Here is a 25267-nt window from a genome sequence, read left to right on the forward strand (position 1 = left end):
GCGTGCTCTTCAGCGTGGCCGTGAGGATAGAGCGACTCAAACGCCTGGCCCGAGAGGCCCCGGAGCTACCAGCGGACGTGGAGCTGTCACGCTGGGAGATTCGGGGTCTGCAACTGCGCTACGACACGCAGGGCTTGCGCCGTGAGGACATGCCCAACATCGCCCAGGCCGTCTTGTGGATTGCTCGCCTGGGCGGCTACTCCAAGTCCTCAGGAGGTCCGCCCGGCTCAATCACCATCGGCCGTGGTCTCAAGACCCTGGCCATCATCGCCGATGACCTCCAGCGTCTCCAGGAGCTGGGCCTGAAAATGTGACTAATGCTCAGCTCCCGGAGAGGGAGAGGGGTGGGCCCTCCCGACGGGAGGGGAAGGAGGTTGCCGACTACAGCTGCACCTGCTCGCGCTCCGGGTTGGTGATGTAGCCGGAGCCGGCGGCCACCAGCTTGGCCATCAGCCGGTCGATGCCGTTGGACTTGGCGAAGGCCATCTCGTTCTTCGTCACGCCCACGAGCGTGAGCAGCTGCACCTGCCCCGACTCGAGCTGGAAGTTCGCGGGGCGGGACGGATCCTTCACGAAGACGAAGCCGTTGAGCTTCGTCTCACCGCCCGTCAGCGTACCCTCCACCGGGTAGCGGTGCCCCATCGCGAAGGCCCGCATGCACACCAGGTTGTAGGCCATCATGTCCAGCAGCCGGAGCACGGGCCACTGGGCCTCCTCGGTCGAGTGGATGACCATCTCGTAGCCGAGGCCGCTCGGAGCGCCGGGTTCGATCTCCTGGCCCGGGACCACCGTGAAGGGGTTGGACAGCCCGCTCGTCACGTACGTCCAGTAGGGGTACTCGGGGCTCGGCGGCGCCACGCGCACGCCCATGCCGCCCCAGTTCGGGTCCAACTCCTTGACCTCGGCCAGGTCACTCTCGAGCCAGGCCTCCAGGGCCCCACTCTGTTCCAGCGTGTAGACCTCCTCGCTGATCGCCCCGAAGAGCTTGGGGTACTCCACCTCGTCCCGATCCGCCCAACAGTCCTCGTACCACTGCAGAAAGTCCGCTTCCGTCTCAGGCGCTTTCATAGCGGGTGGACTCTACGGGTTGTTTCCCCGCGATTCACTTTCCATTCACCGGGTTGTGTCAGGTTCCAGGGTGGGCAACCTCCTTCCCACCGGGGGTACGCCGTTTCCCAGCCGAGGGCAGGCAGGCGAGCACCCCTGTTGCTCGGTGTACCCACGAAGCGACCGCCGGTGGACGAAGTGGGGGGTTCTCCGCCCGGTATGGGTCGTGAAGGGGCACGGCGCGGCGAGCAGTCAGGGCGCTCGGGTCCACACATGGAGGAGCGACATGCTGAGGGGATGGAAGGCGGCGGCCATGGCCACGGTACTGGGGGTGACTGGGGCCGCGAGTGCCCACGAGTTCACCTGTGAAAAGCGCGTCCAGGTCCAGGGCGAGGTCGGGCCGAAGGACGAGGTGCCGCGGGTGACGAAGTTTCCGGCCACGCTGCGCTTCCATTACACGCTGAAGAACATCCACCCCCAGGCGGAGTCGGTGGCGGACCTCGTGGAGGATCCGCTGCTGGCGCCCTACGGCTTCGGCGCTCCGTTCGCCACGCCGCTGGCGCTCGGGGTGGGAAGGTCGGGAGAGGCCACCTTCGAGTTGAAGCTGGCCTCGCCCGATGCGTGCCAGGCCCTGGCGGCGAGCGATGGCAGGGCGGATGGGAACTTCGACAGCGCGCTCCGGGTGAAGTGGGCGCTGGGAGAGACGCAGTGCGCCGCGCGCGTCACATGCTGCGAGCCCTTCGTGGACTGCGAGATGGCGTGCCCGCCGGAGGACCCCTACTGCACGGAGTCGGCGGCGCGAGGTCCTTCGCGCAACGCGGGCTTCTTCAAGGTGCACGAGCAGGCGCTCCAGCAGTGCCTCGGGTTTGGATACCTCGAGCTGGGCGTGGCGCGGGTGGAGTCGTTGGAGCAGGCGCTGGGACTGTTGTGGGCGAGCCCTGGCCTGGACCGTAACGGGGGAGTCCGGAGCGAGGCGGACACGCGGCGCTTCGAGCTCGCGCGCGAGGCGCTGGTGGCCTCCTGCAACGAGCGGCTCTTCGGCGCCAGCGCGAAGCGGGGCCGGGTGCTGGACGAGGCCCTGAGGGCGCTGCGCGCGGGTGACGAGGGGGCCGAGCGCCTCATGAAGGAGCTGAGGCGTCAGAACGAGGCGGGGACGCGCGAGCCGTTGCCCCAGGGCTTCGACGCGGGACGGGCCACGCCGGCACACGCCGCGAGCATCGCCGCGGACCCGACGGAGCCGGGCCGTCCGTAGGGCCGTTTCCATCACACGCCTTCCAGGAGAACACACACCATGAAGAAGCTGATGCTGTCGGCGATGGGCGCGGTGGCGCTCGTGCTCGCGAGCTGCGGTGAGGCGGGCCGGACGCAGGAGACGCCGGGGCAGCGCCCGGACTTCCCCGAGGAGCTCGAGGGCCAGCGCTTCGAGCTGCGCCTCAAGGGGGTGAACAACCCGGGCTATGCCTCGGCGCTGGTGCAGGTGCGGAGCATCTCCGTCACCACGATGGAGGGGTATTCGCTGCCGACGCGGCTCAAGTCCCGCCAGTCGATGGACCTCACGAATCCCGAGCAGGCGTACCTCGTTGGCCGCTTCGTGGTGCCAGAGGGCGTGGACCGGGTGAAGGTGGAGGTGGAGTTCGACGACTTCGGCGGCTACGAGGACGCGGCGAGCGGAGGGGTCATCGACACGCGGGTGGCGCCGCTGCGCTTCGAGTCGCCGGTGGCGTACCTGGCCGAGCGGGGCCACGCGGTGGTGCACCTGGATCTGGGACAGTCGCTGCGCGCACAGGGAGAGTCGAGGCTGCTGCTGCCGAGCCTGGACGTGCGCTACTAACCGGTGGCGCGGCCCTGACCCGGGAGGGGCCAGGGCTTGAGGCCGGCGAGATCCTCGGCCTGCTCGATGGCGGGCTGGAGGTGGGCGTGCTCGCGGCGGAGGAAGTCGCGCACGGCCCTGTCGAGCGTCTTGTCGAAGAGCAGGTGGGCGCTGTGCACCGCGGTGGGCTCGAAGCCCCGGGCGATCTTGTGCTCACCGCCCGCGCCGGGCTCGAACACCTTGCGGCCCGCCTGGATGCACTCGTCCACCGAGTGGTACAGACACACGTGGAAGTGCAGGAACGGGTGCTCCTCGAAGCAGCCCCAGTAGCGGCCATAGAGGCGCTCGGGGGTGGCGAGATTGAAGGCGCCCGCGATGACCTTGCCCTTGTGCTCGGCCTGCACCAGCTCCACGGTCTCCGGCAGTGAGCGGAAGGCCCGCACGAAGAAGTCCTCGGTGAGCTGCACCTGGCCCCAGGGCCCGCGGCTCTCGCAGGTGGCCTCGTAGAAGCGGAAGGCGCGCCGGGCGTGCTCGGGGCCCAGCTCCTGGCCTCGCACGGTGCGGATGAGGATGCCCTGGTTGGCGGCGGCACCGCGCTCGCGCTTGAGCTGGGAGCGGCGCTTGGAGTCGAAGCGGGCCAGGTAGTCGTCGTAGTTGCGGTAGCCCGGGTTCTTCCAGTGGAACTGGAGGGTGATGCGGCGGGCCAGTCCCTGCTGCTCGAGCAGCTCCGCCTCGTCCTCGCGGGGATAGAGGAAGTGGACGGAGGAGCAACCTCCCTCGCGGGCGCTCTCGAGGGCGGCTTGAATCAGCGCGAGGCGGAGGGTGGGGACGTCCTCACCGGGAGCGATGAGGAAGCGCGGGCTGGTGGCGGGGGAGAGCGGGGCGCCGACGACGAGCTTGGGGTAGTACTCGATGCCGAGCCGCTCGGCGGCGCTGGCCCAGGAGAAGTCATAGATGTACTCGCCCATGCTGTGGTTCTTGCGATAGGCGGGCGAGGCGGCGACGAGGTTCTTCCCGCGCCAGATCGTCAGGTGCTGGGGCTCCCAGCCCGTCTCCGGCTGGGCGCTGCCACTCTCTTCCATGGCGGAGAGCCACGCATGGCGGATGAAGGGAGGAGCATCGGGTCCCACGAGGGCGTCCCAGGCGGAGGCGGGGACGTCGGTGATGGACTCGAGCATTCGGATGCGGAGGGGAGCGTCGGCGGCCACGGGGAAGCTTCTTAACGCGGGGGCCGCACGCTCGCCGTCCGTCCCTCCTCCCTTGCCGGGCGGGCAGGGGCGGGGGCTGTAAGCACCTGGAAGCCCTGGGGAATTTCCCCGGGGCTTCCTGTTCACGACACGGTCGCGGGCACGAAGGGGCCGCGCAGCCCCGAGCGGAACAGCGCCCAGGACAGCCAGGTGGGAACCAGGTCGAGGATGAGCACGGCGAAGAGCGTCGTGATGAGCGCGTCGGCGAGGCCTTTTCGCTGGAATTCGTCGCGGAAGAGCTGGAGTGTGGCGAGCCAGAACAGTCCGCAGAAGCTGAGCCCCACTCCTCCCAGGACGAGCTTGGTCAGGGCCCACCAGGAGAGCTCGCGAGGTGGCTCGCGTGGGACCACGGCCCAGGCGATCTCCGGCTCCGGCGCGGAGGGCGGGCCGGCCCTGTCATCCGCGGACTGCCTCCACTCCCGGAGCTTCAGCACATGGAAGAGCCGGTCCTGCTCCTCCCGGAGTGCCTTGAAGAGCCTCCAGGCCAGGTACAGGCCGAGGGCGTTCACGGCGATCGCCAGCAAGGCGAACGAGGTCTGGTGCGTGAGCAACGCGGCATTGAAGAGGGCGTTGAGGAGGATGGCACCGCCCAGCCCCCTGGCCAGGAGCGAGAGGCTCTGGAGCGGATCCTGGGTGAAGTGCGCGCGGCCCATGTAGGCGCCCATCACCACTCCACAGGCGGCCTGTCCCGGTACCGCGAGGAGGGCGCGCAGCACCGCGATGTCCATGTTGAACTCGCCCGCGTAGGTCATGTTCTCCAGCGTGGCGAAGCCGAGCGAGACGGTGGCGCCGTAGATGACACCGTCCAGGGGCTCGTTGAAGGCGGGGTGGCGCCGCGCATAGAGGTACAGCAGGAGGAACTTGAGGACCTCCTGGGGAATGGCCAGCGAGAGGAGGGCCCTCCACCAGGCCGTGCTCGACATCCCCGGGGTCGTCAGCTCCGGGAACGACTGCTCGAAGCTCACCCGCACGATGAGCGAGGGGAAGCAGCAGAACAGGCCGAGCAGGAACGTCTTCAACCGCAGGGCGCGTGGCTCGGGGAACTGGTCGCGCGAGTAGATGTACCAGAGCAGGACGAGGGCCGGAGCGATGGTCGCCCCCCCGAGGATCATGGGCTTCATGAGGCACACACCCTAGCAGCTGGCCGCCACCCATGGCCTCCGTGCGCGGCCGTGGTAGGGAGGGCCGCGCATCGGGAGGAGCAACCGGAATGAATCGCCAGGACATCGTCGCGTGGGACAAGCGGCACGTGTGGCACCCGTACACCGCGATGGACGAGTACATCGCCAAGACGGACCCGTTGGTGGTGGTGCGAGCGGAGGGGCCGTACCTCCACGACGCGGACGGCACGCGCTACCTGGACGCCAACGGCTCCTGGTGGGTGTCCACGCTGGGGCACCGGCATCCCCGGTTGGTGAAGGCCCTCACCGAGCAGGCCGGCACCTTCCCGCACACCTCGCTCGCGGGCGTGACGCACGAGCCGGCGGCGCTGCTGGCGCGGGAGCTGGTCGCGCTGGCCCCGGGTGCCGGGCGCGCGGACCTCTCGGCGGAACAGCGGCTCTCGCGGGTCTTCTACTCGGACAACGGGAGCACGGCGGTGGAGGTGGCCATCAAGATGGCGGCGCAGTACTGGGCGCAGAATGGCCGCCCCCGGCGCACGCGCTTCATCACGCTCTCGGGGGCCTTCCACGGCGAGACGATCGGCGCCACCAGCGTGGGCGGGGTGCAGGTGTTCCGCGATGTCTTCGGGCCGCTGCTCTTCGACGTGGTGCACGTGCCGTCCCCGGCGGAGCCGTCGGGCTGGGAGCGCGCCTTCGCGCAGGTGGAGGCGACGCTGCGCCAGCACCCGGAGGAGATCGCCGCCGTCATCCTCGAGCCGGTGATTCAGGGCGCGGCGGGCATGCTCGTGTACGAGCCCGGGTTCGTGCGCGCGGTGCGCGAGGCCACGCGGGCGGTGGACACCTTCCTCATCGCCGACGAGGTCTTCACGGGCCTGGGGCGCACGGGGGCTCGCTTCGCGTGTGACCTGGCGGGAGTGGTGCCGGACCTGCTGTGCCTGGCGAAGGCCCTCTCCGGAGGACTGATGCCCTTCGCGGTGACGCTGGCCACCGAGCGGGTGTTCGCGGGCTTCGGCGGAGGCAGTGAGCGGGCGCTGTACTACGGGCACTCGTACTGCGGGAACCCGTTGGGGGCGGCGGTGGCGCGCGAGGTGCTGGCGGTGTACCGGGACGAGGACGTGCTGGGGCAGGTGGCGCGCAAGGCGCCGAAGGTGAAGGCGGCCTTCGAGCGCATGGCCGGGACGATTCCCGGGGTGAAGAACCCCCGGGCCATCGGCATGGTGGGGGCGGTGGACCTGGGAGGCGGCGGCTACCTGGCGCGAGGAGGCTGGCGCGTGTACGAGGCGGCGCGGCGGCGCGGGTTGTACCTGCGCCCGCTGGGGGACACGGTCTACGTGGCGCCCGCGCTCAACATCCCGGACGCCGCGCTGGACGAACTGCTCGCCGGTGTGGAGGCGAGCCTGCGCGAGGTGGCGGCCGGGTAGTCCTGGCCGCGGGCCGCGCTACTGCTCGGAGGGGGGCGGTGGGTTGCCGGCCTTGATCCATTTGGCGAGAGAGATCGCCTCCTGGGTGGTGATGCGGCCGGCGAAGCTGGGCATCATCGTTCCCGGGCGGACCTTCTGGGGATCGAGGATCCACATGGCGATCACCTCGGGCTCCTTGGTGCGCGCATTGGCGAGGGCGGAGACGAAGGCGCTGCCCGGGCCATGACAGGCCCGGCAACCCAGGTTGGCGAAGAGCTGCTCGGGGGTCCGGGCGGCGTCGGCCGGAGGCGGGTTGCCCTGGGGCGCGGCGGCGGTGCCCGTGGGGCCCGTGGTCGGAGGCGCGGGGACGGAGGGCGACTCCGGCTGGCGGGGCTCGTCCTTGAAGACGGAGGCCGCGCTCGGGGGTGGAGGCGTCTTGTCCGCCGGTTTGTCCGAGCAGGCGAAGAGGGCCAGGGCCATCGACAGGGGCGCGGTGCGCGCCAGGAGGCGGGAGGAGAGCGTGCGGTTCGATCGGGTGCCCATGCGAGCTGGCTCTCTAGCACGGGAGACGCTAGCCGCGAGCGGGGAAGGACCCTTCGATCGCGATGATGAAGTTCACCGGTGTATACGGCTGCAGGTCGTTGGTCCGGCGGTCCTTCGCGGGGTCGCGGGCGCGCTGATCCCAGTCGGTGTGGGGCGTGCCCTGGAGCGTCAGGCCGGGTCCCGAGCCGGGGTGGAGCGGCACGCGGCCCCGGAGATCCGGCAGCGCGAAGGTGGTCATGCCGTCACCCCCGTAGGAGGTTCCCAGGACGGAGAAGAGGGCGGAGTGCTGCGAGATCGACAGGAGCCGGCCATCGCACAGCGCCCAACCGCGGGGCGCGAAGCTGCCGGCGAACATGCGGACCTCGCCAATGAAGGGCTCTGACATGGCGATGCTCTCGGGACTTTCGGCACCCAAGACGACCATGTCCCCCCGGCGCGGAGTACGAACGATTTCACGCCAAAGGTGTGAACGGCTTCATAGCGCCGGGGCTCCGGGCTCGTTCTCGGCGCTCCGCGCCCTCCGGTGCAATGGAGTTCGCCAGGGCGCGTAGTTCATGCAGACTGGCGTCACACGCAGCACGAGTGGAGGATGAAGTGATCAGCCTGTGTACGACGATTGTCTTCGGTTTCCTGGCGGGGCTGATCGCCCGCGCCCTCATGCCCGGCCGGCAGAGCATGGGCCTCATCGGGACCACGCTGTTGGGCATCGCCGGGTCGTTCATGGGCGGCTTCCTCGCCTCGATCATCTGGGGAGGCAACTGGCGCGTGCTGAGGCCCACCACCTTCATCGGCTCCATCCTCGGCGCCATCGTGCTGTTGATGCTGGGCCGGATGATGTCGAGCCGACGCTGACGGGGGCGGGTGTTCTCACTCCCCGGTAGGCGCCACCGTACAAACCGTACAATTTGATAGGCACACACCCCTCCAGGGTGTAGGCTGAAGGCGCAGTCCAGCTGGAATCAGGCGAACTCATGGCCACTCCCAAGTGGGACTGATGGCTTTGCGGGCCAGGGGCTGGCGTTCCGTCCGGTTTTTCTTTATGTGCCCGCCCGCGAATTTCGGGTGGACGCAACGCGTTCCACCCATACAGCCCGTGCTCGCAGGGGAACCCCTCCAAGGCAATCCGCGGCACGGGCTGGCTGAAGACTGCGCGCGTCCTCGGGATGCGAAACCCCTCCAAGGTTCAACCCGGGGACGTGCGCAGCCTTGGTTTTCACACCTGAGCGGAGGATGAGAGCTCCGGGTGATGGAAACGCAACCCTTGGCGATCCCCCGCATACCGAGCACGTCCCGCCCCCTGTGAGGGAGGGCTACCCTAAGGGCTTTTCCCTGTCCCACGACAGGACCTGTGCGGGATGCGAGGTGGCCCATGGGCACGGTGACGATGGCTCTGGTGGCGTGGCTGCTGGCGGGGGTGCCGGAGGCGGCGCCACCCCAGGCCGCGGGTGGGACGCCCGGCACGTTCGTGGCGAAGACGCTCAGCGTGCATGGCGAGACGTACCCTTATTCGGTGTACCTGCCGCCGGGGTATCGCCCGGGGCAGGCGTGGCCGGTCATCCTCGCGCTGCATGGAACGGGCTCGCGGGGAACGGATGGGATGCGGCCGAGGACGCAGAGCCTGGCGGAGGCGGCGCGGGTGCACCCGGAGCGCTACCCGGCCGTGCTGGTGCTGCCCCAGTGCCCGCCGGACAAGGACTGGAGTGGGGATGTGGCCGACTTCGCCCTCCAGGCCCTGGAGAACACCCTGGCCGAGTACGGCGGTGACCGGAAGCGGGTGTACCTGACCGGCCAGTCGATGGGGGCGCGGGGCGCGGTGCAACTGGCGGCGAAGTATCCCGAGCGTTTCGCGGCGGTGGTGGCCGTGTCCGGCCGGTACACGGATCGCTCGGTGGTGGCGCGGCTCAAGGGCCTGCCCTTGTGGATGTGGCACGGAGAGGCGGACACCGTGGCCTCCGTCTCCGAGAGCCGCACGCTGGTGGAACTGCTGAAGAGCGCGGGCAGCTCCACCGTGCGCTACACCGAGCTGTCCGGCCTGGGGCACGAAATCTTCGACACGGTGTACCTCGACGAGGCCGTGAGCACCTGGCTCTTCGCGCAGCGGCGCGGGAAGTGAAGGCGGCCCGGCTTCCGGCTATGACTGCGCGCATGAGCTCTGACGCCATCCGCCTCCTGGACCTGCTGTGGGAACGCTACGCCGCCGAGGTGCCCTACGCGCGCACCTTCGTCCAGCTCTCCGGGGGAAGCTTCCGCAACGACCACGTCGCGCTCCGCTCCCTCGCCCGGCCCGATGGCGGCATCGCGCTCTTCTCCCGCGTCTTCGAACGCTTCGGCTGGAAGCCCGCAGGCCAGTACACCTTCCCCGATACGCACCTCTCCGCCATCTATATGTCCCACCCGGAGGGGCTTCCCCGCGTCTTCATCTCCGAGCTCCACGCCGACAAGCTCTCGCCCGAGGCCCAGCGCATCCTCTCCTCGCTCCTCGCCGACCCTCCGCCCCCAGACTCCATCGAGGCGCTCGCCGACTGGTTCTCCGCTCCGCCTCCGCCCGACGAGCCGGCGCTGCTCGCGCTGGAGAAGGAGTCCCAGTACGGCGCGTGGTTGCTCGCCTTCGGCCGCAAGGTGAACCACTTCACCGGCGCCGTGGACGACGTGGAGGTGTGGCAGCGGCGCATGCGCGAGGCCGGCGTGCCCATGAAGAGCGAGATCGAAGGCGAGCCGGGCAGTGCCCTCCGCCAGACGGCCACCCGCGCCGCCTCCGTCTCCATCCGGCTCAAGGATGGGAGCACGCGCGGCTGGCCCTATGCGTACTTCGAGATCGCCCAGCGCGCCCCCGGCTTCGATGGCTTCCTCGGCCCCCAGGCCCGTGCGCTCTTCGATATGACGAAGCGCTAGAACTTCTCCGTCGCGGGGCGCACGTCCAGCTCCTGCGTCCACGCGGAGGGGTCCTGACGGTGCAGCTGCCAGTACGTCTCCGCGATGGCGTCCGGTGACAGCATCGTCGACGTCTCGCGCCCCGGCACCATGCTCCGCACCCGCTGCGTGTCGATCATCCCATCGATGACGACGTGGGCCACGTGGATGCCCTTCGGTCCGAGCTCGCGCGCCAGCGATTGGGCCAGGGCCCTCAGTCCGAACTTCCCCACCGCGAACGCGGAGAACCGCGCCGCGCCTCGAAGCGAGGCCGTGGCTCCCGTGAACAGCAGCGTGCCCCTCCCGCGCTCCAGCATCGCTGGCACCACCTCGCGCGCCGTGAGGAAGCCGCCCATGCAGCCGATCCTCCACGAGGATTCGAACTGCTCCGGCGTCAGCTCCAGGAGCCCCGCCTGCGCGAATGTTCCCGCGTTGTAGATGCAGACCTCTGGCGCGCCGAGCTCCGCGCGCATCCTGGCGAAGGCGGACCGCAGCGAGGCCTCGTCCGCCGCGTCCGCCACGTAGACGCCCGCACGTGCTCCTGTCTTCTCGAGCTCCTGCCGCACCGGGAGCAGGCTCGACTCGCTCCGGGCGAACAGGCCCACGGCATATCCCTCCCGGGCGAAGCGGCGCGCCAGCGCCGCCCCCAGTCCCGGGCCCGCTCCAATCACCGCTGCTGTCCTGGGTGTGTTCATGACCATGACATAACACCCTCCACTTTCCGTGAAGGGCCACTCATGTTAGGGCGGGTCCTCTCGGCCGCGGAGGAAGGGTTCAAGATGGAGCCGCGTCACCTCGTCACGCAAGTGCTCGGAGTGTCGGTGATGGCGCTGACGGGCTGGTGGGCCGTGGTGGAGTCGCGGCGGGACTGGAAGCTCAGGCGCATCCCCCTCCTACGAGGGCCCATGAGCGCCCGCGTGCTGCTCGTCGTTCTCGCCATGGTGGCGTTGGTGCCCGTTGTCGCCGTCTCGATCTTCTCCCAGGAGTTGGTCCCCCGCGACTCACCCCTCTGGTTCGTGGCCACACTCGGGTGGCTTTCGATCAGCGTCGTCTTGGGATTGATAGCGCTCATCACCCGTCAGCTGCGGAGTGGTGCCGAGGGATGGTTGACCGTACAGGGTGACGAGACGCTCCTGCTCGATGTCGATGGCACCACGTCGACGTTCGTGCTGGGCGTGGGAGCCGTGCGCGCGTACTTCATCGACGGCGCGCCGCAGTACGTTCAATTCGTGTTGACGGATGGCGAGAACGTCGCGTTCTTCCGGGGCGCGGTGGGGATCCGGGACATGAAGCTGGTGACGCAGGGCAGGGTGGTCCCCGCCCAGGGTCTGATGATCGGCAGCTCCATGAAGCCCCTCCTCGGGTGGCTTCGGCCCTTCATGACCACCGATTGACGACCGTCCCGGCCCGTGGCCTCCTGGCAGGTCAGGGTCCCCTGCTCGGAGAGGGCCGCCTCTCCCTCGCCGGAGGGCGGGCCTGGCGTTTCTCGTGGTGCCCGGGCTCTTGCTGGAGCCCGTGCAGCAGCTCCAGGAAGACGCCGTTGGTCCACCCGAAGCCAACGACGTTCGCCCTGTACCCCTTCGTCACATCCACCTCCGAGGTGCAGGCCACCACGTCGTACTTCTCCAGGATGACCCCCGTCTTCGCCCCTGGAAGCTTGCTCGTGCGGCGGAAGTCTCCGGCCACCAGGTCGAGGTACTTGCGCGAGAGCCGGTCGGCCTCCTTGTCGTAGCCGTAATGGCGCATGCCCTCGATGGAGAGGAGGTGCGCGGGCGCCCATCCAAAGGGGAAGTCCCACTGGGCTCCCGTCTTCCGCTGGCTCATCGCCAGGCCGCAGGGCTGCTCGAAGCGGGAGAGGTTGGACAGCAGCGCCCGAGCCTGCTCGGGCGAGGCCTGCTCCGCCCAGAGCGGGTAGAACGTCGTCGCGTATTCGTAGGTCGAGCGCTGGCCCGTCGTGAAGTCGTAGTCGAAGTACATCCCGCGCTTCGCGTCCCACATGTACCGGTTCATCCGCTCCTTGCGTTGGGCGGCCCGCTCCCGCCATCTGCTCGCGTCGGCGGTGCGGCCCAGCTGCGTACTGATGCGCTCGAGGTCCTTCTCCGTCTTGTAGAGCAGGCTGTTCAGGTCCACCGCGGCGTAGTGGTGCGTCCCCGCGCCGTAGGGCCCGAAGCGGAAGGAGACGTCGTACCCCGACTCCCTCATGGCCCGGTCTCCCTTGTAGAAATCCTCGGTGAGGGTGTGGGCCTGCTGCGACGTACACTCGACAGCGATCGTTCCCGGCGTCTGCTCACAGACCTGCGTGGTGAACACGGGGTTCACCGGGGAGTCCGCCTTGGTGCCCACGGGCACCTCCTTCATGTAGGGCTTGCCCTCCTCCGGGTGCTGCATGAAGTACCAGACCGTGTCCCGGTAGTGGCGGTTGTCATCGGCGATCTCCGGCACGGGACCCTCGCCATGATCGAAGTAGCGCGACAGCCCCGTGTCGCCCGCCAGGTGCGCGCCCCTCGTCCACATCTCGTAGTCGCGGACCATGTAGGGGAGGGCTTCCTCCAGCCACGCGCGCCGCTCCGCCTCGCCGAGCTTCCCCTCGTCGTACACGGCCATCACCATCGAGGACAGGAAGGGCGGTTGCGAGCGGGTGAGGTAGTAGGTGCGGTTGGCATTGAGCACCGACCCGTAGTGTTGGACCTCGAAGAGGAAGTTGCGCACCATGCCCTGGGCCAGCTCCGATCGGCCGTCGCGCAGCAGCCCTCGAAGGATGAAGTAGCTGTCCCAGCCATACATCTCGTTGAACCGGCCGCCCGGCACCACGTACGGATGCTCCAGGTAGAGCAACCCCTGGGCCTGGAGCTTCCTCACGTCCACCTGCCCCGGCCCGGTGATGACCTGCGGCAGACGTTGGACCTGTACCTGGGGGCACTTCTGGCGCAGGGCCTGGACCGACGCGGGCTCGGGCAGGTTCATCGGCAGGTAGAGCACGGAGCGGTCGCCGAGCTTGGGATCCACCACCACCTCGCATGAGCTCTGGGAGCGCGTCAGCACGTCCCAACTCCGGGAGATGTACTCGAGGACGTCCCCGTATCCCCGCGGCTCCTCCCTGGCTTCGGCGCTCGTGGCCACCGACATCGCGAGCACGAGACCCATGACCCATACGGGCATTCCTGACCGTCGAGTTCCCGTCATGTCCCCCTCCCATCCCAGGTTTCGCGGGAAGCTGTTCATTCCCGGCCGTGTGTGCATCGTGTCTCCAAACGCTCCCAAGGTTCCTGTTCCGACGCGCTGGCCGGGTACCGTCCGGCTGGGCCCTCGTTGCAGCCGGGGTGCTCGCGCCCAGATCCTTGAATCCCGTCCCTTCCCTTCCGCGCGCGGGAGAGCGGGATACGGCTGACCGAGAGGAGGGCCGAACGGTTGCCGCCAACCACACACAGCGCTCCCGATGGGTTGGAGGAGCCAAGAGACGAGCCGCACTCGAAGGAGGCGCTCGGTCTCCGGGGTGGGTTGGCCCTGCTCATGGTGGAGCAGGCGGGGGATGACGCGCTCGTCGGTCTCGACCTGAAGGGCCGCATCACCCTGTGGAGCCCGGGCGCGGAGCGGCTCACCGGTCATTCGAGGGCCGATCTCCTGGGCGAGCCCCTCTCCGCCCTCTATCCGCCCGAGGAGTGGGAGCAGGTGGCGAGGGACCTGCGTCAGGCCGGGTTGAAAGGCCGTATCGAGGTGGAGGGCTGGCGCGTGCGGAGCGATGGCACCCGCTTCCTCGCACTGCAGGTGATCACCGCCCTGCATGATACGGGCGGCGGGCTGGCCGGGTTCGCTGTCTCCCTGCGGTCCGCCGAGGAGCAGGGCGCGCTCCAACTGCTGCGTGACGTGGGCGAGCGCATCCTCGAGTCCGTGGACGAAGGCATCTACGGGCTGGATCTCGAGGGCCGCACCACCTTCGTCAATCCGGCCGCGGCGCGCATGCTGGGCTGGAAGCCCGAGGAGCTCATCGGCAGGTCCCTGCATGCGCTCATCCACCATACGCGCCAGGACGGCACGCCCAGCCCCGAGGCCGAGTGTGTGCTCTACGCCGCGTTCCGTGATGGGCAGACCCACCACGCGGTGGACGAGGTGTTCTGGCGGCGCGATGGCACCTGCTTCCCGGTGGAGTACCGCAGCAGCCCCGTCCGGCAGGGTGAACACATCATCGGGGCGGTCATCACCTTCACCGATATCTCCACGCGGGTGCGCCACGAGGCCCGCGAGCGCCAGCTCATCCGCGAACAGGCCGCGCGGGTGGAGGCGGAGGCGGCCGAGCAGCGCGTGCGCCGGATGCTGGAGAGCATCACCGATGCCTTCGTCGCCCTGGACCGGGCCTGGCGCTTCACCTATGTCAACCACCGCGCCGAGGAGCTGTCTCACCGCTCACGCGAGGAGATGCTCGGGCGCACCATCCTGGAGGTGTTCCCGGGGTTCATCGGCTCGCGCGCCGAGCGGGAGTACCGCACCGCCCTCACCGAGGGACGGGCCGTCCGCTTCGAGGAGCACGACCCACCACGCAACACCTGGGTGGAGATCCACGCCTATCCCTCGGAGGAGGGGCTCGCCATCTACTTCCGGGACATCACCGAGCGCAAACGCACGGAGCAGCGGCTGCGCCTCTTCGAGTCCATGGTGGTGAATGCCCATGACGGCGTGATCGTCCTCGTTCCGGCGCGAGGGAGAGAGGAAGGCCGCTGGGACATCGTCTATGCCAACGAGGCCTTCTCCCGGATGACGGGTTTCAGCCTCGAGGAGCTCCAGCGGCGGAGCTCGATGGCGCTGGTGGGGCCCGAGACGGACGCGGCTGCCCTCGAGCGCCTCATCGGGTCGATGAAGCGGCAGGAGCCCTGCCGGGAGGAGCTGCTCCTCTACCGCCAGGACGGCTCCACCTTCTGGTCGGAGAATGCCCTGGTGCCGGTGAAGGAGGATGAGGACGAGGGGGGGAGGACGCACTGGGTGGCGGTGATGCGCGAGGTGACGGAGCGCAAGCGGGCGGAGGAGGCGGCGTTGCGGCTCGCCCGGGAGGAGGCGGCGCGGACCGTGGCCGAGGTGGCGCGCGCGCGCATCGAGGACCTCCTGGAGAGCATCACCGACGCCTTCGTCGCCCTGGACCGCGAGCAGCACATCACCTTCGCCAACCAGCGGGCGGCCGAGGTGCTGCGGCGGCCACGCGAGCAGCTCCTGGGACAGCGCCTGGGGGAGGTGTTCTCGGATGAAGGCGCGCGCGATCTCTTGCACGGGGTGGGCCGGGTGCTGGAGGGCCATGGCGCTTCCGAGTGCGAGATGTACCTCGCCTCGCTCGAGGCCTGGTTCGAGTGCCACACCAGCCCCTCCAGCGAGGGCGCCTCCGTGTACCTGCGCGAGGTGACGGCACGCAAACGGGCGGAGGAGGCCCGCCGCCGGCTCAGCTCCATCATCGAGGCCACTCCGGACCTCGTGGGCAGCACGGACGCGCAGGGGCGGGGGCTCTACCTCAACCGCGCCGGGCGGCGCATGGTGGGAATGGCGGACGACCAGGACGCCAGCGCCTGGAGCATCGCCTCGGCCCACCCGACCTGGGCCGCGCGGCGCCTGCTGGGCGAGGGCGTGCCCACCGCGCTGCGCGAGGGCATGTGGAGGGGCGAGACGGCGCTGCTCTCTCCGGAGGGGCGGGAGCTGCCCGTCTCCCAGGTGCTGCTCGCCCACCGCGAGCCGGAGGGGGGACTGGAGATGTTCTCCACCATCATGCGGGACATCTCGGACCGCAAGCGCGCCGAGGAGTCGCAGCAGTTCCTCTCCGAGAGCAGCCGGGTGCTGGTGGCCGCGCTGGAGTACGAGGCCACGCTGCGGAGCCTGGCCCGGCTGGTGGTGCCGCGCCTGGCGGACTACTGCGTGGTGGGGACGTTGCAGGGAGACGAGGTGCACCGGGTGGCCATGGCGCACAGGGTGCCCGAGCAGGAGGCGCTGCTGCGCCGGATCGGGTGGGTGCGGCCCCGGTGCCACACCGTGGTGGGCGTGCAGAGCGTGCTGCGCACCGGCGAGCCGGAGCTCGTCCCCGAGGTGACGGAGGTCTGGCTGCGGGCCTCCGCCGAGGACGAGGAGGACTTCGCCACGCAACGCGCGCTGGCGCCGCGCTCGCTGATGATCGTCCCCCTGGTGGCGCGGGGGCGGACGCTGGGCGCCATCACCTTCGCCACCACCGCGGAGTCGGAGCGGCGCTACGGCCCGGCGGACCTCTCGCTCGCCGAGGGGCTGGTGGGGCGGGCCGCCCTCACCATCGACAACGCCCGGCTCTACATGGAGTCCCAGCAGGCCACGCAAGCGAGGGACGATGTGCTGGCCGTCGTCTCGCACGACCTGCGCAACCCCCTCAACGTCATCTCCCTGGGCGCCACCTATCTGCTCAAGCACCTGCCCTCGGGCACGGAGGGAAACTCGTGGCGCAAGCAGGCGGAGCTGATGCGGCGCTCGGCGGACCGGGCCGTCCGCCTCATCCAGGACCTGCTGGAGGTGGCGAGGATCGAAGCGGGGCGCCTGGTGGTGGAGCGCAACCCGGAGGACTCGCGCCGGTTGCTGGACGAGGTCATCGAGCTGCACCGGCCCCTGGCGGAGACGCGGGGACTGCGGCTGGAGCGCGAGGTGGAGGGCGCGCTCCCGCTGGTGCTGGTGGACCGGAGCCGGGTGTTGCAGGTGTTCTCCAACCTCATCGGCAATGCGCTGCGCTACACGCCCGAGGGCGGGCTCATCACCGTGGGAGCCCGGCGCGAGGCGGGCATGGTGCGCTTCCAAGTCAGGGACACGGGGACGGGCATCGCGCCGGAGAGCCTGCCCCACCTCTTCGACCGCTACTGGCAGGCGAAGGGTTCTCGCGAGGGCGCGGGGCTGGGGCTGCCCATCGCCAAGGGCATCGTCGAGGCCCATGGCGGGCGCATCCAGGTGGAGAGCCAGCCCGGCCGGGGCAGCACCTTCTCCTTCACCCTGCCGGTGTACGAGGCGCCACCAGCGCCGTGAGGACGTGGTCGCGCCAGCGGTCCTGGATGAGGACGAGCTCGCGCGCCAGGCCCTCGACGCTGAAGCCGAGGCGGCGCAGCACGGCGGCGCTGCGGTGGTTCTCCGGCAGGTGGTTGGCCTGGATGCGGTGCAGGCCCATGGGCCCGAAGGCGTAGTCGCACACGGCGCGCACCGCCTCGGTCATCAATCCCTGGCCCTGGTGGCCCAGGTCGAGCCCGAAGCCCATCTCGCAGGACTGGAGGGGGCCGCGGCGGATGTCCGTGAGGGACACGCTGCCGATGACGGGCGCGGCGGTGAGGGGCGCATCGCGTGACAGGAGGAAGAGGCGCAGGGCGAGACCCCGCCGCCAGTCCTCGGCGTCCTGGGCCAGCCGTGAGCGCCACCAGGTATGGGTGAAGAAGTTGTCGGGACGCGCGGGCGAGACGGGGCCGAGGTGCTCGCGGTTGGCCTCGTGGTAGGCCAGCACGCGCGCGGCGGCGTCCGGTGGCAGCATGGCCAGGTTCAGACGCCGGGTGGTGAGCAGGACGGGCGGGTTGTCCAGGGGCATGAGGGTGTCCGGAGGGTAGCGCGGACCGGGGGCTCGCGTGTGCGCCGTGAAGCCGGGCTCGACAGGCCGCGAGCGCTCGCGTTGACTGGTGGAGGTTGGAGCCCCGGAATTGGATTGGAGAGCGTTCATGCGCCTGCACCTCGTCGACGGTACCTATGAGCTCTACCGCGCCCACTTCTCCCCCCGGCCCGGGCACTCCTCGCCCGATGGCCGGGACGTGAAGGCCACCGTGGGGCTCGTCTCCTCGATGCTCGCGCTGCTGCATGACGCCGGGGAGGCGGTGACCCATGTGGCGCTCGCCTTCGACAACCCCATCCGCTCGTTCCGCAATGACCTCTTCGCCGGCTACAAGTCCGACGAGGGCGTCCCCCCCGAGCTGCACGCGCAGTTCGACCTGGCCGAGGAGGCCGCGCGGGCGCTCGGGCTCACCGTGTGGTCCATGAAGGACTTCGAGGCGGATGACGCCCTCGCCACCGCCTCCGCTCGCTGGGCCGGACGGGTGGAGCAGGTGCGGCTGCTCACCCCGGACAAGGACCTGGGGCAGTGCGTGCGTGGCCACAAGGTGGTCCAGGTGGACCGCAAGCAGCAGAAGGAGCTGGACGAGGACGCGGTGCGGGCGAAGCTCGGTGTGCCCCCGGCGAGCGTGCCGGACCTGCTGGCGCTCGTGGGGGATGACGCGGACGGCATCCCCGGGCTGCCCGGCTTCGGAGAGAAGGGCGCTTCGGCATTGCTCTGCGCCTACGGCCACCTGGAGGCGATTCCCCCCGACGCCGCCTCGTGGACCGTTCGCCCGAGGGGCGCGGAGAAGCTCGCCGCCACCCTGCGCGAGCACCGCCAGGACGCGCTGCTGTACCGCAAGCTCGCCACCCTCGTGACGGACGCGCCCCTCGCCGAGTCCCTGGAGGACCTCGCCTGGGCCGGTGTTCCCCGGGCTCGCTTCCTGTCCCTGTGCGACTCGCTGGGGCTCACCACCCTGAAGACCCGCCCCAAGCGCTGGGCTCCGGATGCCTCCTGAGGTTTCCCGGCCCACTCGGCGGTTGCATGGCGCCCAGAAATGGCGCACATGGCCAGTGGGTTGAACACGCCATGTCCACCGAGATGAAGCCCATCGGGCTGAAGATTCCTGGCAGCGACGATGATTGGGTCCCCTCCATGGAGGACATGCCCTTCCACCGCCTCGGCGGCGAGGAGGGTGTTCGTGCCCTGGCCGAGGCCTTCTACGACGCCATGGATGCCCACGAGCCAGCGCTCGCCCGCCTGCATGAGCTGGAGGACGGCAAGGTCTCCCGTGGCATGCGCGAGCGCTTTGGTCTCTTCCTCATCGGCTGGCTGGGTGGACCTCAGCAGTACATCGAGAAGCATGGTCACCCGCGCCTGCGCATGCGCCACGGCCACTTTCCGGTCGACGTCGCCATGCGCGACGCCTGGCTGCGCAGCATGCAGCGCGCGATGGACGCCCGTGGAATCACGGGCGGCGTGCGCCGCTTCCTCGACCAGCGCTTCGGCGACGTGGCCGACTTCCTTCGCAACGTCGAGGGCTGAGCCTCCGGGGGGAACCCGGGTTCACTTCATACCCTCACCCCGTCCCTCTCCCAGAGGGAGAGGGGTTTTTGTCGTGGGTGTTGCTCGCTAGAAGCGCAGCAGCACTCCCGGGCCCGCTCCCAGCGACTCGCCTCGCCGGCCCGCGCTCATCACCACCGGCACCGGCATGACCTGGACTGCATCCGATTGGCGCGACCGCTGCTGATACATCGTGGGCGCGGCATCCGCGGGCGGCTCCTGCGTGGCCAGCAGCGTGATGACGAAGGTCGCGGCGATACCGCCCATCGCCGACAGCGGCACGGCTGGACCCTCCGCCAGCACCGTGCCCGCCAACAGCAGCACCGCGCCCACTCCCAGCGGCAGCGCCGTGAGCTTGAAGGCACGCTCCGGTGAAATCTCGAACGGCACCGCCAGCAGGCCGCCCAGCGCCATTCCCAGCGCGGGCGCCACCAACGTCGGCGAGAGGTCCGTATCCTCTTCTCCCTCGTGCCCGAGCGCGATCGTCGACTGGACGAGCCCGGTGAGCACGAAGGCGTAGATGGCCGTCATCCCCACGAGTGAGGCGTCCCCTTCGCTCACGTCACCGGGACCGGCCGTGGCCGCCAGCACGCCGATGATGCCGAGCTGCGTCGTGAGGAGCGTGGTGAGGGCGCGATCCCGTTTGCTCAGTCCGTGCTCGGTGCCATAGCCGAAGCCGGCGATGAAGCCCAGCGCCGCTCCACTCACCGCGAGCAGTGACTCCGTGCGCTCCACCGGAACGTAGTACTGGTACAGGGCCGCGGCCGTGCCGAGCGACAGGCCTCCGAGCACCGCGCCCACGTAGGTCCCGTTCCTCGACTCGAGGGAGTTGCCGATGAGTCCTCCCGTCACCAGGCCGCTGAGGATCTCCGTGAAGACGAGCATCATGCCGCCCGAGCCCGAGGAGAACCGGCTGTAGCGCATCGCCCGCTCCGAGGGCGTCTCCGCGGGGCCCTGGGACTCGGTCGTCACGGGCGGAGGCGCGGGAGGCTGCGCCGCGGGCGCCGGAGGTGGCGGAGGTGCTGGCTCCGAGACGTTGGCCGGCGGCGGAGGCGGCGGAGGCGTGGTGGTGGCCGGTGGAGGCGTGGAAGGTTGTGCCGTGGGCGCCGTCGGCTGTGCCGGAGGCGGTTGGGCGACGGGCGCGGGCCGCGACGGTGTACCAGTCGGAGGCGGATAGGCCGGTTGTTGCGCCCGCGCCGCGCCACTCGCGGACATCAGGCCGAGACACAGCAGGGAAACGACGAGCCGCATACACAGGTCTCCTGGATATCGAGTGGGGAAGATGGGTCGGCCGGTGCCTGGATGCATCGTTCGCTTCCCAGCTCTTCCTCGTCCCGTGGGGCAGTGGCGTGTCGGGTGGCGTGCATCCACGGCCCCCGAGTGTCGGCTCCCGGGTCTTCTGGGAGGGGGGCGCGGGCAGGCCGTGTGGTGGGCGGGCGAGCCCCGGAGAGGGAGAGACCTGTGACAGAATGCGGGCTCCGCATGACGACTCCCCCCCTTGCCCGGTCCTTTCGGCGGAGCCTGCTTCTCCTGCTGCTCGCGAGTGTGGCCGCCTGTGCCCGGAGCGAGGAGCCGCCACCCCCCATCGAGGCCGAGGTCGAAGGCTACTGGCTGAAGCCCATCCCGCGAGGCCGCCAGATGGTGCCGTGCGGGCACGGCTCCCACGCCTGGGGATGGACGCCGGACCAGGCCGGGCTCTGGCTCGTCGACGGGTCCGGCCACCAACTCTTCCCCGACTTCAAGGGCATGGATTGGGAGGTGGTGGAGGTGATTCCCACGGCCGACCCCGAGCGGGCCTGGGTCCACGTGCGGCTGCCGTTGCCCGTGGGCCGTGGCAGCGCGGTGCTCGTGGTGGACCACCAGGGTTCGGTCCAGCAGCCCCTGGCGCTCGCCCAGGAGTTGGAGTGGAAGCCGTCCGCGGGGCGCGAGCGGCTCTGGGTCGTGTTCGGGCTCAAGAAGCAACTCTGGGTCATCGACACCGCGGGCACCGTGGTGGACAAGGTGGACCTGTCCATGGCGGGGACCACCATGCAGGAGGTGTCGCCCGTGGGGGAGGGCGTGCAGGGCTGGCTCGTGTTGGACCACAGTCTCTATCAGGTGGACCTGCGGGCGCGTCCCCAGCTCAACCCGCGTCCGCTGCGGACACGTGACGTCTCGGCCCTGGTGCCCACCTCGCAGCCCCAACGGGCCTGGGTGCTCTCGTACGGGGCGGCCAGCCCGGTTCTCTCCGACCCCGGAGGCGCGCGCGCGGACTCCGGCGGCACGGATTTCCTCCTCGTGGGCCGCGAGGGAGCGAAGACCACGTCGACTCCGATGAACAGGGAGGTGCGGCAGCTCCTGGGTCCAGGCGGTGACAGCCTCTTCATGGTCGTGGACGACGCGAGCCCGGGTGTCACGGAGTCCTCGGGCCGGACGCTGAAGCTCATGGGCGCCGACGGGAAGGGCGTGGGCACGGGCGTGGTGGGGGTGGAGGGCGTGGTGTTGTCCCTGGACAAGTCGCCGGACGGGCACGTGTGGGCGAGCGACGAGAAGCGCGTCTATGTCCTGGGGAGCAACGGTGAGGAAATGGCGCGCGGCGCGGACGTGGAGTGGCTCGCCAGGGCCCGGCTCGTTCCCGTCTCGTCGGAGCGCGCCTGGGTGGTGACGCCCGATGGCGTCGTCCGCCTGCTGCTCGTGAAGGGCAGGGACATCCTCGTGAGCGCCTCGCTGGACACGGGGCTGCGCTCCCCGTCGCCGAAGGCCTGGGACGCACAGGGCGGGTGGCTGCTCTCGGATGACGGGACCCGGCTCCACAGGCTCTCGCTCGATGCGGGGGGGCTCGGGGCCACGCAGGTGCTCGAGGGCGTGGGAATGAGCGACGTGCTCCCCATTCCAGGCACTGGCCGGGTGTGGATCGCCGGCGTCCCGCGCGGCTACATCTACGGGCCCGCCTCGGATGTGGGGCGCGCGGGCGTGGGCTTCGCGGGGGACGCCCGCATCGAGCGCGATGCGAGTGGCGAGGTGCGGGTGGAGGGCAAGCTCGAAGCGGGCATGCCGCTGGAGACGCTGATGCTCGACTGGCCCGGGCTCGCGCATGCCACGGAGGCCGGGCGCTCGCTGCGGCTCGAGTTGCGCGCGGAGGAGGGAGACGGCGAGCTGGCGGGGCAGGGGATCCAGCGCCTCGGGGAGCCGGCCGGCGTGCTCTTCCAGTGGACGGAGCCTCCGGGGAGCGCGGAGCGCCTCTATCGGGCCGTGGTGGTGCACGAGGTGGAGAATGGCACCCGGCTCACCGCCACCTTCCGGCACGTGCCCTTCGGCGTGCCACTGCTCGACCGGGTCTGGGTGCGCACCGCGCTGGCGTGCCTCGCGGTGACACTGCTGCTCGTGCTGCCCATGTTGCTGCTGCGCCCCTCGGCGGCTTCCCGCCGGTGGCTGCCGTTGTTCGGCTATATCGCCTCGCTCGTGGGGGCGGGGGGGGGCGAGCTGCTCGGGGTGCTGGGTGGACTGCGCATCCACGTGCCCACCGTGCTGGCGGTGACGTGCGCCGAGCTGGTGCTGTGCGCGGGCCTGGGGCTGCTGTCGCCCGCGGTGTTCCGCCGGCTCGTCTTCACCCACCCGTTCTCCTGGGCCGCCGCGCCGCTGCTGCGCTGGCCCGCCTTCCGGCGCCGCTTCTTCGCCTCCTATGTCCGGCAGGTGCGCCGCCGGGTGGAGGTGGCCTCGGCCCGCGCCAACGGCGAGGTGTACGTGGAGCTGTCCTCGCACGTCACCGAGCACGCCGGACCCGGGGTGCCGGCCTCCGCCTCGGAGCGCACCGCCGAGGAGCTGGCCACGCTGCTCACGCACGAGCGCGCGCACCTGCTCATCCAGTGCGCGGGAGGCCGGGGGAAGAGCGCCCTGTTGAGGCAGCTCGTCCGGCTGTCGCTGGAGCGCTTCGAGAAGCGGCCCGCCTCGCCCCTGCCCGTCTTCATCGACCCGGCGGCGGAGGACCTCGAGGTGGCCGCGAAGGAGGCGCTGGTGGACCTGGGGCTGCCGGAGGCGCTGCGGGACACGCTGCTGGAGTCGGGGGACTTCTTCCTCGTGCTGGATGGCCTTACCGAGTCGAGGCTGGAGCCGGAGGCGCTGCGCCGCTACCTGGAGCGCGAGATGGGGCTGCACGCGCCGCTGCTGCTGTCGGCCCGGCCCAACGAGGCGTACCGGCTGGCGATGGCGCATTCGCTCCGGTGGATGGGGGTGGAGCCGAAGCGGCTGGATGGGGCGGGGCTGGTGCGCTTCCAGGCCGCGTACCCGGGCGCGGATGGGAAGCCCGTGCCGCTCTCCGGGTCGCTCGAGCGCATCTGCCGGGGACGCGCGGCGGACGGGACGTACGTGCCCATCCTCGTGCGGCTGGCGCTGCGGTTCGGCGGTGGAGACGTGGACAGCGTCATCAACCTCTACCGCGCCGTCTTCGCGGGGCTGCTGAAGAAGGACCCGGAGGACGCGGCCACCTCGGAGCTGCTGGCCTTCGCGGAGGCACTGTGCCTGGGCAGCTACTGGGAGCACCGGAGCCGGCTCATCGTCTACCGGGACAGCCCGGACGAGCCGAAGCTGCGCGTGCTGTTGGACGCGGGCCTGCTGGTGCCGGCGGATGCGAGGCCCGGCCCGGTGCCCACGCACGTGCGCTTCTTCCACGACTCGATGCAGAGCTACCTCACGGCGCGGGCGCTGTACGCGCGCCACGCGGCGGAGGCGCGGTGGGATTGCCTGTGGCGGGCGGCGGGTGAGCCGGGCTTCGCGCGCGAGCAGTCGGACCTGATGACGGAGGCGGGCTCGGAGCTGTTCCAGATGTGCTCCTACGTCTTCGGGCACGACGCGCGGCTGAAGACCGAGCTGGTGCGCCACCTGGAGCTGTGCGCGGAGGCCAACGACGAGCGGCTCAACAAGGAGGGCATCCTGGAGGCGGTGCCGGAGGAACTACGGCTCGCGTTGCGCAAGACTGGCCGGGTGATGTCGCCGGGCCTGCTGCTGAGCGAGGCCAGCCGGGTGTGCCGCGAGCACGCGGACGGAGAATCCCTGTTCCTGCTCTACGCGCGAATCGCCCCCCTGGCGTGGCCCTGGCGACTGAATGGAGCCATCCCCTCGGAGTCACGCAAGGACGTGGCCTGACCGCACCAATCCCCTCCCTCTCCCTCTCCCTCTCCCTCTGGGAGAGGGTCGGGGTGAGGGTATCTCCTGTCCGCTGTTCGCCACTCGCCCGAGCGGCCGTGACACGAGGGGGCTTGCCGCGCGGGCCAAAGTGACTACGGATTGCGGATACCCGTGCCCGTCACCCTTCCCGCCCATGCCGCCGCGGTCCTGCCCTTCTTCCGGCTCTCGCGCTGGGGGCTGACGCCCACCGCGCTCATCATCGGAGCCTGCGCGCCCGATCTCTCCTACGTGTACGCGCTGAGGGAGCTCGGCGACTTCGCGCACACCTTCCCGGGGTTCATCTCCTTCTGTGTGCCCGTGGGCCTGGCGGTCCTGCTCTGGCTGGAGGCGCTCATCCTCCCCGCGCTGCGCCTCGCGCTGCCCGAGGTCGCTGGCATCCAATGGGGCCGCTTCGCTCGCACCGAGGGCCTGCCGCGCACCCCCCTCGCCTGTCTTCTCGCCTCCGTGGCGCTCGTGCTCGGCGCGGCCACGCACATCCTCTGGGATGGCTTCACCCACCACTCCATGTGGCCCGCCGAGGTCCTCTATCCGGACATCCGCGTGCCGGCCGGGAGCAGGGACCTGCCGCTCGCCCGGGTCCTGCAGCATGCCTCGTCGCTGGTGGGCTCGCTCATCGTGCTCGGGTACATGGCGCGCCGCTATCCGCGCCTGGCTCCCGTGCCAGGGGGCTCCGTGGCCGACTTCCTCCGCGTGCTGCTGCCCACCGCCGCCGGAGCCTGCGCGGGACTCGGGCTGCGGCTGTCGCGCTTCCAGGACATGGGGGCGCTGGAGGCGCAGCTCTGGTGGGCCTTCTGGCCCACGGTGACGGGGGCGCTCGTCGGGCTCACCCTCGGGTGCGCGCTCGTCCGGTGGCGCGCGTGGCGCGGTGCGTCCACGGTCTCCGTTCAGGAGTAGACCCTCACCCCGGCCCT

22 protein-coding genes are annotated in these 25267 nt (G+C 70.2%); 13 read left to right on the top strand and 9 right to left on the bottom strand.

The window, feature by feature from the left end; translation table 11 throughout:
• A partial coding sequence (locus tag NR810_RS46090) for an IS4 family transposase (RefSeq protein WP_306817904.1) occupies positions 1-314 on the top strand: 314 nt, incomplete at its 5' end.
• A 67-nt stretch (positions 315-381) separates the two neighbouring features.
• On the opposite strand, the gene NR810_RS46095 is transcribed toward NR810_RS46090, so the two are convergent.
• Positions 382-1068 carry a suppressor of fused domain protein gene (locus NR810_RS46095; RefSeq protein WP_257462068.1) on the bottom strand — a complete coding sequence of 229 codons (687 nt, stop codon included), beginning with the start codon at positions 1066-1068 and terminating at the stop codon, positions 382-384.
• A 265-nt stretch (positions 1069-1333) separates the two neighbouring features.
• On the opposite strand from NR810_RS46095, the gene NR810_RS46100 reads away from it, so the two are divergent.
• Together NR810_RS46100 and NR810_RS46105 are read left to right on the top strand one after the other, a co-directional pair.
• Positions 1334-2299 carry a hypothetical protein gene (locus NR810_RS46100; RefSeq protein ID WP_257462069.1) on the top strand — a complete coding sequence of 322 codons (966 nt, stop codon included), beginning with the start codon at positions 1334-1336 and terminating at the stop codon, positions 2297-2299.
• Positions 2300-2338: 39 nt separating this feature from the next.
• Complete coding sequence (locus NR810_RS46105; RefSeq protein ID WP_257462070.1) at positions 2339-2878, top strand: hypothetical protein; 540 nt, start codon at positions 2339-2341, stop codon at positions 2876-2878.
• Here the strand turns inward: NR810_RS46105 and NR810_RS46110 are convergent.
• Both NR810_RS46110 and NR810_RS46115 read right to left on the bottom strand, forming a co-directional pair.
• Positions 2875-4065 carry a GNAT family N-acetyltransferase gene (locus NR810_RS46110; RefSeq protein ID WP_257462072.1) on the bottom strand — a complete coding sequence of 397 codons (1191 nt, stop codon included), beginning with the start codon at positions 4063-4065 and terminating at the stop codon, positions 2875-2877. The two genes, NR810_RS46105 and NR810_RS46110, sit on opposite strands and share 4 nt — an antisense overlap.
• A gap of 122 nt (positions 4066-4187) precedes the next feature.
• Entirely contained in the window at positions 4188-5225 is a 1038-nt protein-coding gene (locus tag NR810_RS46115; protein ID WP_257462073.1) for a PrsW family intramembrane metalloprotease, read from the bottom strand.
• Between the two features lie 89 nt (positions 5226-5314).
• Here NR810_RS46115 and bioA point away from each other — a divergent pair, with 89 nt between their 5' ends.
• Positions 5315-6646, top strand: coding sequence for an adenosylmethionine--8-amino-7-oxononanoate transaminase (gene bioA / locus NR810_RS46120; RefSeq protein WP_257462075.1), 1332 nt, complete (start codon positions 5315-5317; stop codon positions 6644-6646).
• A gap of 18 nt (positions 6647-6664) precedes the next feature.
• Here the strand turns inward: bioA and NR810_RS46125 are convergent, their stop codons facing one another.
• Positions 6665-7168 carry a c-type cytochrome gene (locus tag NR810_RS46125; protein WP_257462076.1) on the bottom strand — a complete coding sequence of 168 codons (504 nt, stop codon included), beginning with the start codon at positions 7166-7168 and terminating at the stop codon, positions 6665-6667.
• Between the two features lie 28 nt (positions 7169-7196).
• The gene (locus NR810_RS46130; protein ID WP_257462077.1) at positions 7197-7553 is read right to left on the bottom strand and encodes a phage tail protein; all 357 of its coding nucleotides are present in this window, start codon (positions 7551-7553) and stop codon (positions 7197-7199) included.
• A gap of 212 nt (positions 7554-7765) precedes the next feature.
• Between NR810_RS46130 and NR810_RS46135 the strand changes: the two genes are divergently transcribed.
• The 3 genes from NR810_RS46135 (at position 7766) to NR810_RS46145 (ending at position 10060) form a co-directional block, all read left to right on the top strand.
• The gene (locus NR810_RS46135) at positions 7766-8020 is read left to right on the top strand and encodes a GlsB/YeaQ/YmgE family stress response membrane protein (RefSeq protein WP_407653901.1); all 255 of its coding nucleotides are present in this window, start codon (positions 7766-7768) and stop codon (positions 8018-8020) included.
• Positions 8021-8537: 517 nt separating this feature from the next.
• Complete coding sequence (locus NR810_RS46140; protein WP_257462078.1) at positions 8538-9281, top strand: carboxylesterase family protein; 744 nt, start codon at positions 8538-8540, stop codon at positions 9279-9281.
• 32 nt (positions 9282-9313) lie between these two features.
• On the top strand, positions 9314-10060 hold the full coding sequence (locus NR810_RS46145; protein WP_257462079.1) for a DUF1338 domain-containing protein: 747 nt from the start codon (positions 9314-9316) through the stop codon (positions 10058-10060).
• Here the strand turns inward: NR810_RS46145 and NR810_RS46150 are convergent.
• Positions 10057-10779 carry an SDR family NAD(P)-dependent oxidoreductase gene (locus tag NR810_RS46150; RefSeq protein WP_257462080.1) on the bottom strand — a complete coding sequence of 241 codons (723 nt, stop codon included), beginning with the start codon at positions 10777-10779 and terminating at the stop codon, positions 10057-10059. The two genes, NR810_RS46145 and NR810_RS46150, sit on opposite strands and share 4 nt — an antisense overlap.
• A gap of 78 nt (positions 10780-10857) precedes the next feature.
• Here NR810_RS46150 and NR810_RS46155 point away from each other — a divergent pair, with 78 nt between their 5' ends.
• Positions 10858-11472 carry a hypothetical protein gene (locus NR810_RS46155; protein ID WP_257462081.1) on the top strand — a complete coding sequence of 205 codons (615 nt, stop codon included), beginning with the start codon at positions 10858-10860 and terminating at the stop codon, positions 11470-11472.
• 31 nt (positions 11473-11503) lie between these two features.
• Here NR810_RS46155 and NR810_RS46160 read toward each other — a convergent pair whose 3' ends face one another.
• A complete protein-coding gene (locus tag NR810_RS46160; RefSeq protein WP_257462082.1) occupies positions 11504-13222 on the bottom strand; it encodes a trehalase family glycosidase in 1719 nt (572 codons plus the stop codon).
• A 264-nt stretch (positions 13223-13486) separates the two neighbouring features.
• Between NR810_RS46160 and NR810_RS46165 the strand changes: the two genes are divergently transcribed.
• On the top strand, positions 13487-17086 hold the full coding sequence (locus NR810_RS46165; RefSeq protein WP_257462083.1) for a PAS domain S-box protein: 3600 nt from the start codon (positions 13487-13489) through the stop codon (positions 17084-17086).
• On the opposite strand, the gene NR810_RS46170 is transcribed toward NR810_RS46165, so the two are convergent.
• Positions 17049-17633: a GNAT family N-acetyltransferase gene (locus NR810_RS46170; RefSeq protein ID WP_257462174.1), complete on the bottom strand. Its 585-nt coding sequence runs from the start codon at positions 17631-17633 to the stop codon at positions 17049-17051. The genes NR810_RS46165 and NR810_RS46170 overlap by 38 nt on opposite strands.
• A gap of 127 nt (positions 17634-17760) precedes the next feature.
• On the opposite strand from NR810_RS46170, the gene NR810_RS46175 reads away from it, so the two are divergent.
• Together NR810_RS46175 and NR810_RS46180 are read left to right on the top strand one after the other, a co-directional pair.
• Positions 17761-18648: a 5'-3' exonuclease gene (locus NR810_RS46175; protein ID WP_257462084.1), complete on the top strand. Its 888-nt coding sequence runs from the start codon at positions 17761-17763 to the stop codon at positions 18646-18648.
• A 71-nt stretch (positions 18649-18719) separates the two neighbouring features.
• Positions 18720-19175 carry a group II truncated hemoglobin gene (locus NR810_RS46180; protein WP_257462085.1) on the top strand — a complete coding sequence of 152 codons (456 nt, stop codon included), beginning with the start codon at positions 18720-18722 and terminating at the stop codon, positions 19173-19175.
• Positions 19176-19262: 87 nt separating this feature from the next.
• Here the strand turns inward: NR810_RS46180 and NR810_RS46185 are convergent, their stop codons facing one another.
• Positions 19263-20444 carry a hypothetical protein gene (locus tag NR810_RS46185; RefSeq protein WP_257462087.1) on the bottom strand — a complete coding sequence of 394 codons (1182 nt, stop codon included), beginning with the start codon at positions 20442-20444 and terminating at the stop codon, positions 19263-19265.
• Between the two features lie 231 nt (positions 20445-20675).
• On the opposite strand from NR810_RS46185, the gene NR810_RS46190 reads away from it, so the two are divergent.
• Positions 20676-24314, top strand: a complete 3639-nt coding sequence (locus NR810_RS46190; protein ID WP_257462088.1) for a hypothetical protein — start codon at positions 20676-20678, stop codon at positions 24312-24314.
• A gap of 153 nt (positions 24315-24467) precedes the next feature.
• Positions 24468-25250 (top strand): DUF4184 family protein, encoded by a 783-nt coding sequence (locus NR810_RS46195; protein ID WP_257462089.1) that lies wholly within the window; start codon positions 24468-24470, stop codon positions 25248-25250.
• Positions 25251-25267 lie beyond the last annotated feature (17 nt).

This window comes from Archangium lipolyticum (assembly GCF_024623785.1).
Taxonomy (GTDB): domain Bacteria; phylum Myxococcota; class Myxococcia; order Myxococcales; family Myxococcaceae; genus Archangium; species Archangium lipolyticum.